Raw genomic sequence first — 15,607 nt, 5'->3', positions numbered from 1 at the left:
CATGGCCGTCTATACCCATGTTCCCGCCGAAGAGATTGACGCTTTCCTCACCCGCTATGACGCAGGCCGCCTCGTGTCGGCCAAGGGCATTGCCGAAGGGGTGGAGAATAGCAATTATCTGCTCGAAACCACCGGCCATGATGGCTCCGGCCACCGCTATATCCTGACCCTCTATGAAAAGCGGGTGGATGAGGCGGACCTGCCCTTCTTCATGGACCTGCTCGATCATCTGGGCGCGCGCGGCTGCCTCGTCCCGCGCTTCATCGCCGACCGGGACGGCCAGCGGCTCCAGACCTTGTCGGGGCGCCCCGCCTGCCTCATCGAATTTCTGACCGGCATTTCGCTCACTGAACCGACCCCGGAGCAGGCGCGCGCGACCGGCGCGGCGCTGGGCGAATTGCATCGCGCAGCGGAAGGCTTTCCGCTTGAACGGCGCAATACGCTGGACCTTGCAGGCTGGCATGATCTAGCGGACAAATGCGGCGAGAATTTCGACCAGATCGCGCCGGGCCTTGCCGCCCGCGTCCGCGACGAACTTGCCTTTCTCGACGCCCATTGGCCCGCCGACCTGCCCCGCAGCGTCATCCATGCCGATCTGTTTCCCGACAATGTGCTGATGCTGGGTGATCAGGTCACGGGCCTCATTGACTTTTATTTCAGCTGCACCGACATTCGCGCCTATGACCTCGCCATCACCCACAGCGCCTGGGTGTTCAGCCATGACGGCGGGACCTTCTTTGGCGATCGTGCGGTAGCGCTAGCCGCAGGCTATGACGCCGCCCATGGTCTAACCGACACCGAACGCGCCGCCTTCCCGATATTGTGCCGGGGCGCAGCGCTGCGCTTCCTGCTGACCCGCGCCTATGACTGGATCAACACGCCGCCTGACGCGCTGGTGACCCGCAAGGACCCGCTCGCCTATCTGCGCCGCCTCGATTTCTACTCCAGCGCCAATCCGGCGGACCTGCTGGGCACCTAACTCCAACATCCGTTCGTTTCGAGCGAAGTCGAGAAACCGACTGGCAGCGCAAGGCTAATAATGACCGATACCCCCACAGTCGACATTTTCACCGACGGCGCGTGCAAGGGCAATCCCGGCCCCGGCGGCTGGGGCGCTGTGCTGCGCTTTGGTGATACGGAAAAGGAAATGTCGGGTGGCGAAGCACTCACCACCAACAACCGCATGGAGATGATGGCCGCGGTCGAGGCGCTCAACGCGCTCAAGAAACCCTGCCGCGTCACGCTCCACACCGACAGCAAATATGTCATGGACGGCATCACCAAATGGGTGTTCGGCTGGCAGAAGAAGGGCTGGCGCACCGCGGACAACAAGCCGGTCAAGAATGTCGAAATCTGGCAGGCGCTGCTGAAAGCCGCCGCCCCGCATCAGGTAACGTGGAAATGGGTCAAGGGTCATGCCGGCCACCCCGAAAATGAACGCGCCGACCGGCTGGCCAGTGCAGCCGCCGACGATTTTCGTCGCTAGAGACATATCCCAAGCAACGGCCTATCTTGCCAGCCACGCCGCCAGACCCCAAAGGGAGTCTTCGGGGGGAATAATGACAGAAAATCTAGCAAAACGTAGCGTAATTGCAAAACCAAGAGCGCGCTTCATCCGCGAGACGGCAGACGTGCGACGGCAGGCCCTGATCGAGGCGACCGCGCGCTGCCTTGCCGAGAAGGGCGTCGCTGGCACGTCCGTCCGCGCCATCTGCGCCCGCGCAGGCGTGTCGTCGGGCCTGCTCACCCATTATTTCGACGGCGTCGATGCGCTTATCGTCGCCACCTATGAGGATGTCGGCGCGCGAGTCTCCGCTGCGCTCGAACAGGCGGTCGAGGAAGCGGGCGACGATCCGCGCGACCAGTTGCGCGCCTGCCTCCAGGCCAATTTTCGCGCGCCAATCCTCGATCCCGATCTGCTCGCGACCTGGACCGCCTTCTGGAGTCTGGTCAAGACCGACCCCCGCATCGCCGCGATACACGCCGATGTCTATGGCGGCACCCGCGCCCAGCTCGAATCGCTTTTGTGCGCCATCGTTCCCGAAATGCCGCAGGACCGCGCCCGCCTGGCCGCGATCAGTCTGACTGCGCTGGTCGATGGCCTGTGGCTGGAAATCTGCCTCGACTCGACAACATTCTCGGCAGAGGAAGCACAGGCCATGGTCGAACGCGCCATGATGCTGGCACTAGGTCAATGGAGGGGTGACGGGGGGCGCGGCGACTGGGTCGATCAATCCGATATGCCGTGATCGCTTTTCTCACTCTCCAAGTCCGAGAAAACCAATTTCCCTTGGGCCGTCGGCTTCCCTACATGGTGTTCGCAACAGCAACCCCTCAGAAGGACCTGACAAGCCCATGGCTCTTATCAACACCACCATCAAGCCGTTCGCCGCGACCGCCTATAAGGAAGGCAAGTTCGTGGACGTCACCGACGCGGACGTGAAGGGCAAGTGGGCGATCTTTTTCTTCTACCCCGCCGACTTCACCTTCGTCTGCCCGACCGAGCTGGAAGATCTGGCCAGCATCTACCCGACGCTGCAGGGTCTGAACGTAGAAGTCTTTTCGGTCTCGACCGACACCCATTTCAGCCACAAGGCCTGGCACGACACGTCGCCTGCCATCGGCAAGATCAACTATTATATGCTGGGTGACCAGTCGGGCACGATCACCAACAATTTCGACGTGATGCGCCCCGGCGTTGGCCTGGCCGACCGTGCGACCTTCCTGGTCGATCCCGAAGGCGTGATCCAGTTCATGGAAATCACCTCCGAAGGCGTCGGCCGCAACGCGACCGAATTGCTCCGCAAGGTCAAGGCTGCCCAGTATGTCGCCGCGCACCCCGGTGAAGTCTGCCCCGCCAAGTGGGAAGAAGGCGAAGAAACCCTCGCCCCCTCGCTCGACCTGGTCGGCAAGATCTAAAACATAGTTCCCCAAGCGGGTCGCAAAGTGGCTCGGAGTGGAACCTCTCCTCCGCTCCGGGCCATATTTGTATCTAACGAAGGATTATTCCATGCTCGACGCCACCCTGACGCAGCAGCTCAAGGCCTATCTGGTAAACATCCGTGAGCCTATCGAACTCGTCGCCTCTCTGGGTGACGACGCCAAATCGCGCGAACTCAATGACCTGCTGGGCGAAATCGCCGCCCTGTCCGACAAGGTCAGCGTGACCACCGGCACCGACAAGCGCGTCCCCAGCTTCATGATCCGCCGCGTGGGCACCGATATCGGCGTCCGTTTCGCTGGCATTCCCATGGGCCATGAATTCACGTCGCTGGTCCTCGCCCTGCTCCAGGTCGGCGGTCACCCGTCAAAGGCCGCGCAGGACCTGATCGAACAGGTCAAGGGGCTGGACGGCGACTTCGCCTTTGAAACCTATTTCTCCCTCTCCTGCCAGAATTGCCCGGACGTGGTGCAGGCGCTCAACCTGATGAGCGTCCTCAACCCCCGCATCAGCCACGTCGCCATCGACGGCGCACTGTTCAAGGCGGAGGTGGACGAGCGCAAGGTGATGGCCGTCCCCACCATCTTCCTGAACGGCGAACCCTTTGGCTCCGGCCGGATGGAGCTGGAACAGATCGTCGCGAAGATCGACAGCGGCGCCGCCACCCGCGCCGCCGAGAAGATCAAAAAACAGGAGCCGTTCGAGGTGCTGATCGTCGGCGGCGGGCCAGCGGGCGCGGCGGCAGCCATCTATGCCGCGCGCAAGGGCATCCGCACCGGCGTCGCCGCCGAACGCTTCGGGGGCCAGGTGCTCGACACGATGGACATCGAAAATTTCATCTCTGTGTCCCGCACCGAAGGGCCAAAGCTAGCGTCCGCGCTGGAAGCCCATGTGAAGGATTATGATGTCGAGATCATGAACCTGCAGAAGGCGACCAAGCTGATCCCCGCCCGCACCGAAGGCGGCTATCATGAGGTCGTGCTGGAAAATGGCGCGTCGCTCAAGGGCCGCACCCTCATCCTCTCCACCGGCGCGCGCTGGCGGCAGATGGGCGTGCCGGGCGAGGAAGAGTATCGCAACAAAGGCGTGGCCTATTGCCCCCATTGCGACGGCCCCCTGTTCAAGGGCAAGCGCGTCGCGGTGATCGGCGGCGGCAATAGCGGTGTCGAAGCCGCGATCGACCTGGCGGGCATTGTCGCCCATGTGACGCTGATCGAGTTTGACAGCCAGCTCCGCGCCGACGCGGTGCTGCAACGCAAGCTCGCCAGCCTGCCCAACGTCAAGATCATCACCTCGGCGCTCACCACCAAGGTCGACGGCAATGGCGATCGCGTTACCGGCCTGTCCTACAAGGACCGCAACAGCGGCACCGAACATGACATCGAACTGGAAGGCATCTTCGTCCAGATCGGCCTGGTTCCCAACACCGAATGGCTGAAAGACACCGTCGCCCTCTCCCCCCGCGGCGAAATCGAAATCGACGTCCGTGGCGAAACCAGCGTGCCGGGCATCTTCGCGGCAGGCGACTGTACGACGGTCCCCTACAAGCAGATCGTCATCGCCATGGGCGCGGGATCAACGGCGGGCCTGTCAGCCTTCGACTATCTGATCCGCCTGCCCGCGAGCGAAGAAGCCGCACAGGCAGCGTGACGAGATAAGTCCGACAGCGAGTTGGACATATGTGAAGCGGCCGATCCGGGGACGGGTTGGCCGTTTTTTTTGGGGGTGGCGTGGTCGGATACCCCACTTGTGACCGTTGCACGGAGACCGTGAGCTCCCTAGAAACGGAGGCTCCCTAGATCACCGAATGCTGAATCGGTAAGCATTTTGCTGTGCGTCAAAAAACTCTAAATGTGGATAGTTGCCCATCGGGGCAAAGCGACAGGTTCGTCGCTCCGTACCGAATATGCCGATGGCTTCAGGATAGCATCCGGGCCATTTCGACGCTTCCATCATTGGCTTATCGTCCAAGCGCAATTCGCGCTTCATTGTACAAATTTCTGTATTTCCGGAGATTATAAATTTCTCTACTGTTAGATATCGCCGCTTTTTCTACCATTTGCTGAAGGTTATCATAGGAATGGTTAAGCCATATTCTACGATTCTCATCATCCATTATTGAGGAATATTGGAGTGCTTGGTCACTAAATCTGAGAAGATGATATGAGCGCCTTGCATCATTTTTAATGCAGCCCTCTAAAACACTCATGCTTTCTTCGATTCCGTCGAGCGCCGTGCTGTCGGATGTGTTGAGCTTAAGAATGTCGATGTTTGCTTCGAACAAAATTCGAGCATGAGTATTTCTGATTGAAAATACTCTTCCACGGCTTTTAGAAATCGCTTTATCAATCCATGAAAAAGCTTCTGTAAAGCTTTTCATTTTTGAGAGGTATATAGCACCGTGCTGATAGTCGTAAGCATTGTCGCTAACTCTAACCAACTGCTCGTAGAACTTTCGGCCATCCTCTAGTTTTGGAAAGGCTCGACGTGCATGGTCATTATCGTATGCATACCTGCGGAAGACCTCGTAATCTACCGTAAGTCGAGGCGGTACAGAATTGTGAAAGCGACTGTAAATTCGACCAAAGGATTGGGCTTTACACTCTCTCAGCGCAATTCGAGCCAGCGCGCCGGATCTAACGGAAAAGTGATCTTGATCAGGATCATCTGCAAGATCGACTTCCACAAGAAAGCTACCAATACGTTTTACTATATCATAAACATCAATATACGTCTTGTCTCTTTTAGGCAAAAACGTATATATCATATCAAATGAAACTATAGTTCTGCATGATGCTACATAGCAAGCCATTATGTATACATCGAATGCTTCCTGATCTTTTGCTTCAAATTCATTTAATTTTGAACGAAATCTACTCGTAAGATTCTCATCGTAAACATGCCTTCGAAACGACTCAAATAGTCCAAATTCCCCGCTATCATTAAAAACGGAATCTAAACTGTCTGGATGCCATCGCCTTATATCAACTGGTATTGAATCTATAATAATTTGCAGGTCTTGATTTGCTATTTCGGAGCTGGAATGGACGTCAAGCTTTCCCTGCATCGACCTGAGTGTAACCGAGTCAAAGTAGATACTCTGTTCCGCAGATACGATTTGCGCTCCGATTGAACCCACCAAACGGTCGATTGCTTCACGAGAATCAATTAGATTATCAACGAAAATCAGCGCGCGGCTGGACTGTCCGGTATGCTCAGCGACGATCTTGTCAGTTTGAGGCTCAGTGATCCTCTCGAAAAAGAGTGTAGGGCGATCAGCCCCAATTTCCGCAGCGACCTGCCGTAAAATTGTTGATTTACCTGACAGTGGAAGACCGACGATCGCCACGTGCCTCCCGTTGTAAATTGAATTCTTAACTGCAGAATTAATCCGCCGCCGAACCACTTGGCTAGAATAAGCATCCGACCATTCCGGCTCAGCGCCGAGAAAAAAATTGCGAATGGGACGCTGTGCGACCTCCGCCACACTTGGAACATGACCAGTAAATATACGGCGGCTGTTGGTCGATTTTGTTCCAACTTTATCAGGAAGGTCTATGGAAATAAACTTCAACAAATCTTCGGTATCACCCACTGCAATGTGAAAGCCGAGGCTGGTATAGAGGGCTCGCGCTGCTTCATCGTCTTTCCGAAGTAATATCCAACGATTGACCTGCGTTTGCACCCCACCGTCCTGTAAGTGCCTGATCCGAAACTAAGTTGAGTGGTATCAGTGGGTTAGCTTGACGCCAGCCCAAGTCGTTGATTCAGGTGGTTTTGCGAAGACTACCGGAGATCAACGATGTGGACCGACACCACTCGGGCGCAGTATGCCCGCGCGGACTTGGCTTTGCCAAGTGATTTGACCGACGCTGAATGGGAGCTGCTTGAGCCGTTTTTGCCGCCGCCGTCGCATGTGGGCCGTCCGCGCAAGTGGCCGCTGCGGCGGATTGTCGAGGCGATCCTGTATCTGTTGCGCGGCGGTCTGCCGTGGCGGATGCTGCCACCGTGCTTTCCGCCGGTCTCGACAGTGCGGCGCTGGTTTTACCTTTGGCGGGACAACCGGCTCTGGTTGTCGCTCAATCATGCCCTATTGCTGATCGGGCGCGAGGCGACCGGGCGCGATGCCTCGCCCAGTGCCGGGGTCATCGACAGCCAGAGCGTCAAAACCACCGAATCCGGCGGTCCTCACGGCTATGATGCGGGCAAGAAGATCAAGGGCCGCAAGCGCCACATCCTCACCGACACCGAGGGCAATCTGGTCCACGCCGTTATCCACACCGCCGACATTCAGGACCGAGACGGTGCACCGCTGGTGCTGACCGAGATCATCAAGCGCTTCCCGTGGCTGCGCCATGTGTTTGCCGATGGCGGCTATGCTGGAGACAAACTCCGGCAGGCGCTGAGCCGGATCGGCAAATGGACCCTCGAGATCGTCAAACGGTCCGATACCGCCAGGGGTTTCGTGGTCCTTCCACGCCGTTGGGTCGTGGAGCGGACGCTGGCATGGCTGAATCGAAACCGCCGACTGGCCAAGGATTTCGAGCAAACCATCGCGTCAGCAACTGCATGGCTGTTCATAGCCTCGATCCAGCTCTTCGCCCGCCGCATCGCAAGGTTATGAATTTACGAAGGATAATTTTGAATCAGGCTCTAAGGCCTGCAGAACGCCAGCGTCTCTCATTCCATAGCCGACGAAAAAAGTAGGGCGCGCCTGTAACTCACGCTGAAAGACGTACCAAGTCTGCCTATCTGAAGCGAATGCAGATGAAATTTGCCCCGGCGTAAAAAGATAGTCGGCATCTTCATGACGCACGTTACCATGTAAAGCAATGAACTGAGCAACTTGTGAAGGTTGCCTAGGTGCGCCGTACATCGAGAGGTCATGCAAAACCCGGCCTTCGTCGTCACCTCGGGCATCAAAAATATGATACGGCAGATCATCGATGTTTGTCGTGTACAGAAAATCAATATCAAGTGATCTCAGAGCATCATATCGATTGTCATACTTAGAAACAGTGAATACATCTTAAAGATATGTACGGAGAGAATCGCGGCGATCAGCAAGCAAAATTGCGTATATACTTGCCAAATCGAGTTCTGCATATGAATACAATTTGAATTCTTCAATCAATCCATTCTTCAATTCATCACCAACTGGAAGAAGATGATTAAATTTGTTGCGAGCGAGAGTAGAAAAACCTGCGCCGACGAAGAGATTTAAACCTTTGCGGATGTCGGCCTTGAAAAGGCCGGATTCTGGAATTTGCAACACGTTTGCCCCCTACAACCTAGCGTCCGCCGCGCCGAACCGACCAATTTAAGACTTTCAGTGCCTCGCGTCGGCTAAACTGAAGATCAACTATAGATTGCTGAAGCCGTTGGAAGCTAGCCGGAATGTGTCAGGACTGGAGCCATTCCCAAACAATCGGTTGTTTCTCAAGAGTATCAAACATCGTCGGCCGTTTGGCGAGGAGCAGATCGCCACGCACCTCTGTGGTGACGGATCGCGGTATTTGAGTTCAGCGCCGTATGCGGGCCTTGCATTGTGACCGTCTGACGCGCCCAGACATCATGCCTAACGGCCGACGGTCCATATTTGCAGCCCGCCCCCCTTGCAGACGGGAGCCGACCAATACCCCCCTGTCCTACCCCCCACCCCATGCCATAATCCCCCCGGCTCTTTCTCTCCGTCCGGTTGATCGTCTCCGCGCGCCTACGGGCGTCGCGGCACAATTTGCAAAAAATATCCTATTGCGAAGTCCATAAGCGGAGTCTGCTCCCACGCTTTTGCGTGGCCTGCGATGGCGTGAACTTTGCTGATTTGGCAAGACTGCATAAGTCCCGCCCGTCCCTTCAACGCCGGCCCCAGACCCCGAAAATATCCGGGTCGATCTCCAGCAGCGGCACCCGCGTCCCCGCGCCCACCCGCCTGTCGCCACTGCCCATGCCGCCCCCCATGCCAAAGGTTACCACGCTGCTCCCTGCATCACCCACGACCAGCAGGTCGAGCAGGATCGCGGCGTTCAGCCGGTCGCTCGTAACCTCCGTCAGCGTGCCGATCCGCGTCAGCGCGAAGAGTTGCCGGGCAAAAGCATAGGGCAGGCGGATGCAGCCATGGCTGGCGGGGTAGCCGGGATTATGCCCGGCATGGAGCGCGATGCCGTCCCAGGTTAGCCGCTGCATGAACGGCATGGGCGCATTGCTGTAGAGGTTGGAGCGGTGCCACTGGCGCTTTTGCAGGATGGGGAAGCTGCCGGTGGGGGTGCGGTGGCCCTTCGTCCCCGTCGACACGCTGGCCGCGCCGATCAGCCGATCGCCGCGATAGACATGTACACGCTGCCGCGCGATGCTGACGATCAGATAGAGCGGTCCGCTGGCGGTGGCGTCATCCGCCCAGCGAAACGCGCCGGGTGCCAGCGGCAAATCCGCCAGCTCCGCCCGCGCGGACGGAACGCCCAAAGCCAGGCAGCACAGCAGGACGAACAGCCGGGGGAAAAGCATAAGCCTTTCTTAACCATAACCCCGCCGCGCGCCAGAGGGGAGCCAAGCGCTTTACCGCATCGGTCCCGACTTGGGACAGGGGGCCACCGCCTCCCGTTCGTTTCGAGCGAAGTCGAGAAACGGGGCGCACAAGTTTCTCGACTTCGCTCGAAACGAACGGAGGTGGGGTGGAACTCTCCCCTAAATCAGCAGCATCTGCGCGACAGGCGCAAAGCTGCGCCGGTGCAACGGCGTCGGTCCATGGGTCCGCAGCGCGGCCAGATGCTGCGCGCTGCCATAGCCCTTGTTGCTCTCCCATCCATAATGAGGGTGGCTGGCCGCCGCCTCCAGCATCATCCGGTCCCGCGCTTCCTTGGCCAGGATGGAGGCAGCGGCGATCGACAGGCACTTTGCGTCACCGCCGATGACCGCGGTAGCAGCCCAGCGCCAGTCCGGCACCCGGTTGCCATCGACCAGCACATGCTGGCACTCCTGCCCCAGAGCCTCGACCGCCCGCGTCATCGCCAGCATTGTCGCCCAGAGGATGTTGATCCGATCGATCTCCTCGACACTGGCCACCCCCAGCCCCCAGCAGATCGCGCGCGCCTTGATCTCCACCTCCAGCGCCGCGCGGCGACTGGCCGAGAGTTTCTTGCTGTCGTTCAGTCCCTCCGGGCAATCCTCCGCCCGCAGGATCACGGCAGCGGCAACCACCGGTCCGGCAAGCGGTCCCCTCCCCGCCTCATCCACCCCGGCGACAAGCCCCGGATGGTGGCGCAGTTCATAGACAAAATCAGGCATGAAAATGCGCAAGAAATTCTGGCGGCGCACCCATCGGCCCATGCCCGCCGCCCAGCCCCGGCGCGATCGTCAGCGCCGCGCGCACATAAGCGCGCGCGCGCGCAATCGCGGCACCCATCGCCATCCCCTGCCCCAGCCCGGTCGCAATGCCGCTGGCCAGCGTGCAGCCGGTGCCGTGGGTGTGCGGCGTGTCGATGCGCGGGTCAGTCCAGTCGGTGACCAGCCCCTCTGGCCCGACCAGCCGGTCCACCAGCAGCGCACCCACACCATGCCCGCCCTTGGCCAGCACATACGTGCCGAACCGCGCGGCAATACCTTCGCCGCCCAGTGCCGCCAGTTCGGGGATATTGGGCGTCACCAGCGTCGCGATCGCCATCAGCTTCTCGAACGCCGCAATCGTCGCCGCATCAGCCAGCACCGATCCGCTGGTCGCCACCATCACCGGATCAAAGACGATCGGCACGTCGCTCAGGCCGGTGAGCAGTTCCGCCACTGCCATCGCCGTGTCCGCCGATCCGATCATGCCGATCTTCACCGCATCCACGCCAATATCGCTGATGCAGCTGTGCATCTGAGCCAGCACCATGTCCGTCGGCACCGGATGCACGCCCTGCACCCCCAGCGTATTCTGCGCGGTGATCGCGGTGATCGCGGTCATGGCATGGCCGCCCAGCATCGTCACTGCCTTCAAGTCCGCCTGGATACCTGCGCCGCCGCCGCTGTCGGACCCGGCAATGATCAGGATGCGCGCGATGCTCATCCCTTATAATGGCGCATGGTGGACGCGGGATTGCCCGCCAGCGCCTTGCCCGTCCGACTGGGCCGGTCCATCAGCTCGCCGCCGCAATTGGGGCAGCGATCGTCCAGCGCCTCGGCACAGGGCGCGCAGTATGTGCATTCGAACGAGCAGATGAACGCGCCGGGTTCATCGGCGGGCAGGTCCGTGCCGCAGCGTTCGCAATCGGGGCGCATTTCAAGCATGTTTGAACCTCCTCACGCCGCCGCCTTCTCGACCGCCGCGCAGATGCGATCGACCACGTCGCGCACCTGTTCCTCGCGGTCGCCCTCAGCCATCACCCGGATCACCGGTTCGGTGCCGGACGGGCGGATGACCAGACGGCCAACCCCGGTCAGCTCTGCCTCCGCCTGCGCAATGACGCGCTTGACGTCGTCATGCTCCAGCGGCTTGCCCCCGGAAAAGCGCACATTTTTGAGCAATTGCGGCACCGGGTCGAACTGGTGCAGCGTCTCGCTGGCGGGCTTGCCGGATCGGACGAGCGCGGCCAGCACCTGCAACGCAGCGACCGTCCCATCGCCGGTGGTCGCATAGTCGGACAGGATCATATGACCCGACTGTTCGCCGCCGACATTGAAGCCGCCGCTGCGCATCCGCTCCAGCACATAACGGTCGCCCACGCTGGTGCGCTCCAGCCCGATGCCCTGCCCGGTCAGGAAGCGCTCCAGCCCCAGATTGGACATCACCGTCGCCACCAGCCCGCCGCCGCGCAACGTGCCAGCGCGGGCGAAATTGGCGGCGATCAGCGCCATGATCTGATCACCATCGACGATCTGGCCTTTCTCATCGACCACGATCAGCCGGTCCGCGTCGCCATCCAGCGCGATGCCGATATCCGCGCCCGACGAGACGACCGTTTCCCGACACAGCAAGGGCGCGGTCGATCCGCAGCCGTCATTGATATTGGTGCCGTTGGGATTGACGCCGACCGCCACGACGGTCGCGCCCAGTTCCCACAAGGCCGACGGCGCGACCTGATAGGCAGCGCCATTGGCGCAATCGATGACGATTTTCAGGCCATCGAGCCGCAGGTCGGCGGGGAAGCTGGATTTGACCGCGTGGATATAGCGCCCGCGCGCATCCTCGACCCGTCGGGCGCGACCAATATCCTTAGACGCGGCGAGCGGCACCTGCTGATCGATCAGCGCCTCGATCTTCAGCTCATCCTCGTCCGACAGCTTATAGCCGTCCGGCCCGAACAGTTTGATACCATTGTCGAAATAGGGATTGTGACTGGCGGAGATCATGACGCCAAGGTCCGCACGCATCGAATGGGCCAGCATGGCCACGGCGGGCGTCGGGATCGGCCCGAACTGTACCACGTCCATGCCCACGGCGGTAAAGCCCGCGACCAGCGCATTTTCGACCATATAGCCCGACAGGCGCGTATCCTTGCCAATCACCACGCGATGGCGGTGGTCGCCGCGCTGGAAATGGGTCCCCGCCGCCATGCCGACCTGCATCGCCAGTTGCGCCGTCATCGGCCATGCGTTGGTGCGCCCGCGTATGCCGTCGGTGCCGAAATATCGTCTGGTCATGCGTTTCTCATGCACCGGGGAGGCGCCCCGTATCAACCCCAGAACCGTTCGGGCTGAGCGGGAGGAGAGAAAGCCCAAGTTTTTCTTGATCGACTTTCCAGCGGCCTCGCGGCATCCCGGCGCGATGGACAGTTTCAATGCGTTTATCGACGCGCTTTCGGGCGCGGTGTTCTTCAAGGTGCCGGTCGCGGGCGCGCAGATCGAATTGATCGTGCTGTATCTGGCGCTGCCGATGCTGTTTTTCACCCTGTGGCTGGGCTTCCCCAATATCACCCAGGTCGGACGGGCGATCCGCATCCTGCGCACCCAGCCGGACAAGGGCGAGGCACAGGGCGATGTCAGCCAGTGGGCGGCGCTCAGCACCGCGCTGTCCGGCACGATCGGCCTGGGCAATATCGCGGGGGTCGCGGTGGCGCTGACGATGGGCGGGCCGGGCGCTATCTTGTGGATGTTCATCATCGGCTGGTTCGCGATGACGGTGAAGATGGCGGAGGTCACGCTGGGCCTTAAATATCGCATCTTCGATGAGGCTGGCCATGTCCATGGCGGGCCTATGTATGTCTTGAAAGCCGTCGGTGCCGCGCGCGGCTGGCCAAGGATCGGCATGATGCTGGGCGGCGCCTATGCCTTCTTCGCCCTGTTCGGCGCGATTCCGATGGTGCAGGTGAACCAGAGTTTCGCGCAGGTGAAGGTTGTCACCGGCCTGACCAATGGCTGGGCCTATGGCGTGTTTCTGGCCGGTGCCGTGGCGCTAGTGACGCTGGGCGGAGCGGCATGGCTGGGGGAGGTCGCCAAGCGGCTGACCCCCTTGAAGGTCGCGGTCTATCTGGCGGGCGTGCTGGCGATTCTGATCCTGCATGCAGGCGCTATTCCCGGCGCGCTGGCCCTGATCTGGGACGGGGCATGGAGCGGTCAGGCGGCGACCGGCGGCGCGGTGGGTGCGTTCGTCGCGGGGATGCGCCGCGCTGTGTTCGCCAGTGAAGCGGGCGTCGGATCGGCGGTGATGGCACATAGCCTCGCGCGGGCGCGGCACCCTGTATCCGAAGGACTGGTCGCGCTGCTCGAACCGCTGCTCGGCACCATGATCGTCTGCGCCTTGGGCGGGCTGGCGCTGGTCGTCGCAGGAACTTGGAATACCGGGCTGGAGGGCATCGCAATCACGTCCGCCGCCTTTGCGCAGGTGTCGCCCTGGTTCCCCTGGCTGCTCGCAGTCGTCGTGTTCCTGTTTGCCTATTCCACGCTGGTGGCGTGGGGCTTTTATGGCTTGCAGGCGTGGGGCTATCTGTTCGGCCATGGTCCGCGCGCGCAGTGGACTTACAAGATCCTCTACATCGTCGCCCTGCCACCCGCCGCCGCGATCGACCTTGGCCGGGTCGTCGGCATCGTGGACAGCAGCTTCTTCCTGATGGCGATTCCCAATGTCATCGCGCTATATTTGTGCGCAGGCGAGTTGCGGCGGGAGGTGCGTACCTATCTCGCGGACAAAGAAAACCCCGCCGGATAAGGGCGGGGCTTTCTCCTGCTTGGGAGCAACTCAAATTCAGATTTTGTCGCCAAGTGCGCCCTTGACCGAACCGGCGACGTCCTGTGCCGTGCCCTTGGCCTTCTGCGCCTTGCCTTCGGACTCCAGACGCTCATTGTCGGTCGCCTTGCCGATGCCTTCCTTGACGGCACCAGCGGCCTTGTTGCCAGCGGCCTTCAGCTTGTCGGTTGCTTCACCCATCTGATTTACTCCTTGCGTGATTTCCACATGTTAAACGAGCGCATGGAGAAAGGGTTTCCGCCGGAACGCAGGCGTAACGTTACTTTTCAATCACATCGCGGCGCATCGGCGCGAGTTTGGACAGAAAACGGTTCTGCGCCTGAAAGCTCACACCCTCCTCCCCCATCGCCCGCTGGAGCGTTTCGACCAGGCGGTTCATGTCCGCCTTCTGCACGCCCAGATCCTTATGCGCGCTGGCCATGTCCCGCCCGGTATAGTTGCACCCGGCGTTCAGGATGAAACAGAATTGCTCAAACAAGGTGCGCTTCAAGCGGACCTGATCATGATTGGCGAAAATCTCGCCAATGACCGGATCGGCAAAGTTGATCGTAACGAAGCGGTCGACGATGCGGCGGATGCCGTCCTGCCCGCCAAAGGCCAGCGCCATGCCATCCCCCTCAAACGGCGCGGCCCCGGCATGGCGGTTATCGGCTACATAGGGGTCGACGGCAGTTTCGCCCGGCAGCGCATGGGGGGCCTGCAACAGCAGCAGCGACAATATGATGGACATGGGATTGCGTCCTTTAGAAGGCGGTCTGGAGCTGGAGAAACACGCCACGCTGCCTCTTCACCGTGGCGATCGAACCCAGATCGGCATAGGCAATGGTCGCGGTGACATTGCGGCTGATCGCGACGGCGGCGAAGGCGTCGAACCAGTCATCCTCCCGCGCGATATTCAGATTGTCGGGCTTGCGCCGATATTCGCCGCCAATCGCGATGCGGCGGGACAATTGCCAGGCGGCCGATCCTTCAAACTGAAGCGTATGGCCGCCCTGCTTGCCGCCACCAAAGCCGAGCAACCCCATCTGGTTCGCCTTTGTCAGCCGCGCAGTGCCGGACAGCAGGATGGAGCGAGAGAGGAATAATTTGCTGACGGAGGCATAATAATCGACGCCCTCGTCACTCTTCGCGCCAACCGCGCGGACGATCGCGCCCTGATTGTTGTTCTTATACTGGATGCCGACTGCGATGGCCGGCAGCCGGTCATAGACAAGATCGCCTGCAAGCCTGACCTTCGCGCCGAAAATATCCTGCGAAAAGGCAAAATCCTTGCCTAGCCCCAGCGCTGCGCCAATCTCGTTCGTGTTGAAATCCTGATGCGTGTAGCTCAGCTCGATCCGGTCGCGGATGCCGATCGCCACGCCCGCGCTCTGATAGTCATAATCCTTGACCCAACTTGAACAGTGCTTTTGGAAAAGGCATTTTTGTTCAATGACATGCACGCACCGGCGCGAGTGTTACCACTACATTTTTGGGTTTGGTTGAGCTTGCAGAGGCTCAGGTTC

18 protein-coding genes are annotated in these 15,607 nt (G+C 60.1%); 7 read left to right on the top strand and 11 right to left on the bottom strand.

Features of this window, described 5'->3' with window-relative positions; genetic code table 11:
* Position 1 precedes the first annotated feature (1 nt).
* The 5 genes from thrB to ahpF all read left to right on the top strand — a co-directional run bounded on the left by thrB (position 2) and on the right by ahpF (position 4,591).
* A complete protein-coding gene (gene thrB / locus Q0D44_RS00090; protein ID WP_294130408.1) occupies positions 2–979 on the top strand; it encodes a homoserine kinase in 978 nt (325 codons plus the stop codon).
* Between the two features lie 60 nt (positions 980–1,039).
* Positions 1,040–1,486, top strand: a complete 447-nt coding sequence (gene rnhA, locus Q0D44_RS00085; protein WP_294130406.1) for a ribonuclease HI — start codon at positions 1,040–1,042, stop codon at positions 1,484–1,486.
* Positions 1,487–1,559: 73 nt separating this feature from the next.
* On the top strand, positions 1,560–2,249 hold the full coding sequence (gene betI / locus Q0D44_RS00080) for a transcriptional regulator BetI (protein WP_294130404.1): 690 nt from the start codon (positions 1,560–1,562) through the stop codon (positions 2,247–2,249).
* A 106-nt stretch (positions 2,250–2,355) separates the two neighbouring features.
* Complete coding sequence (gene ahpC, locus Q0D44_RS00075) at positions 2,356–2,919, top strand: alkyl hydroperoxide reductase subunit C (RefSeq protein WP_294130403.1); 564 nt, start codon at positions 2,356–2,358, stop codon at positions 2,917–2,919.
* A gap of 91 nt (positions 2,920–3,010) precedes the next feature.
* Positions 3,011–4,591 (top strand): alkyl hydroperoxide reductase subunit F, encoded by a 1,581-nt coding sequence (ahpF, locus tag Q0D44_RS00070; RefSeq protein ID WP_294130402.1) that lies wholly within the window; start codon positions 3,011–3,013, stop codon positions 4,589–4,591.
* A 310-nt stretch (positions 4,592–4,901) separates the two neighbouring features.
* Here ahpF and Q0D44_RS00065 read toward each other — a convergent pair whose 3' ends face one another.
* Positions 4,902–6,626, bottom strand: a complete 1,725-nt coding sequence (locus Q0D44_RS00065) for a hypothetical protein (protein WP_294130399.1) — start codon at positions 6,624–6,626, stop codon at positions 4,902–4,904.
* 117 nt (positions 6,627–6,743) lie between these two features.
* On the opposite strand from Q0D44_RS00065, the gene Q0D44_RS00060 reads away from it, so the two are divergent.
* Entirely contained in the window at positions 6,744–7,565 is an 822-nt protein-coding gene (locus Q0D44_RS00060; protein WP_294130397.1) for an IS5 family transposase, read from the top strand.
* Here Q0D44_RS00060 and Q0D44_RS00055 read toward each other — a convergent pair.
* The 7 genes from Q0D44_RS00055 to glmM form a co-directional block, all read right to left on the bottom strand.
* A complete protein-coding gene (locus Q0D44_RS00055) occupies positions 7,560–7,904 on the bottom strand; it encodes an SIR2 family protein (RefSeq protein WP_366008843.1) in 345 nt (114 codons plus the stop codon). The genes Q0D44_RS00060 and Q0D44_RS00055 overlap by 6 nt on opposite strands.
* A gap of 66 nt (positions 7,905–7,970) precedes the next feature.
* The gene (locus Q0D44_RS00050) at positions 7,971–8,216 is read right to left on the bottom strand and encodes a hypothetical protein (RefSeq protein WP_294130391.1); all 246 of its coding nucleotides are present in this window, start codon (positions 8,214–8,216) and stop codon (positions 7,971–7,973) included.
* Positions 8,217–8,797: 581 nt separating this feature from the next.
* Positions 8,798–9,445 (bottom strand): L,D-transpeptidase family protein, encoded by a 648-nt coding sequence (locus tag Q0D44_RS00045; protein WP_294130388.1) that lies wholly within the window; start codon positions 9,443–9,445, stop codon positions 8,798–8,800.
* A 180-nt stretch (positions 9,446–9,625) separates the two neighbouring features.
* Positions 9,626–10,225, bottom strand: coding sequence for a ribonuclease HII (locus Q0D44_RS00040; RefSeq protein WP_294130385.1), 600 nt, complete (start codon positions 10,223–10,225; stop codon positions 9,626–9,628).
* Entirely contained in the window at positions 10,218–10,985 is a 768-nt protein-coding gene (gene thiD, locus Q0D44_RS00035; protein WP_294130383.1) for a bifunctional hydroxymethylpyrimidine kinase/phosphomethylpyrimidine kinase, read from the bottom strand. Before thiD ends, Q0D44_RS00040 begins: the two co-directional genes overlap by 8 nt.
* Positions 10,982–11,206: a DUF1272 domain-containing protein gene (locus tag Q0D44_RS00030; protein WP_217673301.1), complete on the bottom strand. Its 225-nt coding sequence runs from the start codon at positions 11,204–11,206 to the stop codon at positions 10,982–10,984. The genes thiD and Q0D44_RS00030 overlap by 4 nt, the downstream gene beginning before the upstream one ends.
* Before the next feature lie 12 nt (positions 11,207–11,218).
* Positions 11,219–12,559, bottom strand: coding sequence for a phosphoglucosamine mutase (glmM, locus tag Q0D44_RS00025; RefSeq protein ID WP_294130365.1), 1,341 nt, complete (start codon positions 12,557–12,559; stop codon positions 11,219–11,221).
* Positions 12,560–12,683: 124 nt separating this feature from the next.
* Here glmM and Q0D44_RS00020 point away from each other — a divergent pair, with 124 nt between their 5' ends.
* A complete protein-coding gene (locus Q0D44_RS00020) occupies positions 12,684–14,063 on the top strand; it encodes an amino acid carrier protein (RefSeq protein WP_294131779.1) in 1,380 nt (459 codons plus the stop codon).
* A 36-nt stretch (positions 14,064–14,099) separates the two neighbouring features.
* Here Q0D44_RS00020 and Q0D44_RS00015 read toward each other — a convergent pair whose 3' ends face one another.
* The 3 genes from Q0D44_RS00015 to Q0D44_RS00005 form a co-directional block, all read right to left on the bottom strand.
* Positions 14,100–14,282 (bottom strand): CsbD family protein, encoded by a 183-nt coding sequence (locus Q0D44_RS00015; protein ID WP_294130363.1) that lies wholly within the window; start codon positions 14,280–14,282, stop codon positions 14,100–14,102.
* Between the two features lie 79 nt (positions 14,283–14,361).
* Positions 14,362–14,832, bottom strand: a complete 471-nt coding sequence (locus Q0D44_RS00010; RefSeq protein ID WP_294130361.1) for a group 1 truncated hemoglobin — start codon at positions 14,830–14,832, stop codon at positions 14,362–14,364.
* Between the two features lie 13 nt (positions 14,833–14,845).
* A complete protein-coding gene (locus Q0D44_RS00005) occupies positions 14,846–15,544 on the bottom strand; it encodes a DUF3034 family protein (RefSeq protein ID WP_294130358.1) in 699 nt (232 codons plus the stop codon).
* Between the last annotated feature and the right edge of the window lie 63 nt (positions 15,545–15,607).

The organism is Sphingobium sp. (genome assembly GCA_023266575.1).
Classification (GTDB): Bacteria; Pseudomonadota; Alphaproteobacteria; order Sphingomonadales; family Sphingomonadaceae; genus Sphingobium.
This window is presented reverse-complemented; position numbering and strand designations above follow the sequence as displayed.

Bases quoted from the DNA above. Each gene is read 5' to 3' on its own strand.
- rnhA (WP_294130406.1), top strand. From the start codon at position 1,040: ATGACCGATACCCCCACAGTCGACATTTTCACCGACGGCGCGTGCAAG.
- Q0D44_RS00060 (WP_294130397.1), top strand. From the start codon at position 6,744: ATGTGGACCGACACCACTCGGGCGCAGTATGCCCGCGCGGACTTGGCT.
- ahpF (WP_294130402.1), top strand. From the start codon at position 3,011: ATGCTCGACGCCACCCTGACGCAGCAGCTCAAGGCCTATCTGGTAAAC.
- betI (WP_294130404.1), top strand. From the start codon at position 1,560: ATGACAGAAAATCTAGCAAAACGTAGCGTAATTGCAAAACCAAGAGCG.
- Q0D44_RS00030 (WP_217673301.1), bottom strand. From the start codon at position 11,206: ATGCTTGAAATGCGCCCCGATTGCGAACGCTGCGGCACGGACCTGCCC.
- Q0D44_RS00045 (WP_294130388.1), bottom strand. From the start codon at position 9,445: ATGCTTTTCCCCCGGCTGTTCGTCCTGCTGTGCTGCCTGGCTTTGGGC.
- Q0D44_RS00015 (WP_294130363.1), bottom strand. From the start codon at position 14,282: ATGGGTGAAGCAACCGACAAGCTGAAGGCCGCTGGCAACAAGGCCGCT.
- Q0D44_RS00010 (WP_294130361.1), bottom strand. From the start codon at position 14,832: ATGTCCATCATATTGTCGCTGCTGCTGTTGCAGGCCCCCCATGCGCTG.
- thrB (WP_294130408.1), top strand. From the start codon at position 2: ATGGCCGTCTATACCCATGTTCCCGCCGAAGAGATTGACGCTTTCCTC.
- Q0D44_RS00040 (WP_294130385.1), bottom strand. From the start codon at position 10,225: ATGCCTGATTTTGTCTATGAACTGCGCCACCATCCGGGGCTTGTCGCC.
- thiD (WP_294130383.1), bottom strand. From the start codon at position 10,985: ATGAGCATCGCGCGCATCCTGATCATTGCCGGGTCCGACAGCGGCGGC.
- ahpC (WP_294130403.1), top strand. From the start codon at position 2,356: ATGGCTCTTATCAACACCACCATCAAGCCGTTCGCCGCGACCGCCTAT.
- Q0D44_RS00020 (WP_294131779.1), top strand. From the start codon at position 12,684: ATGGACAGTTTCAATGCGTTTATCGACGCGCTTTCGGGCGCGGTGTTC.
- glmM (WP_294130365.1), bottom strand. From the start codon at position 12,559: ATGACCAGACGATATTTCGGCACCGACGGCATACGCGGGCGCACCAAC.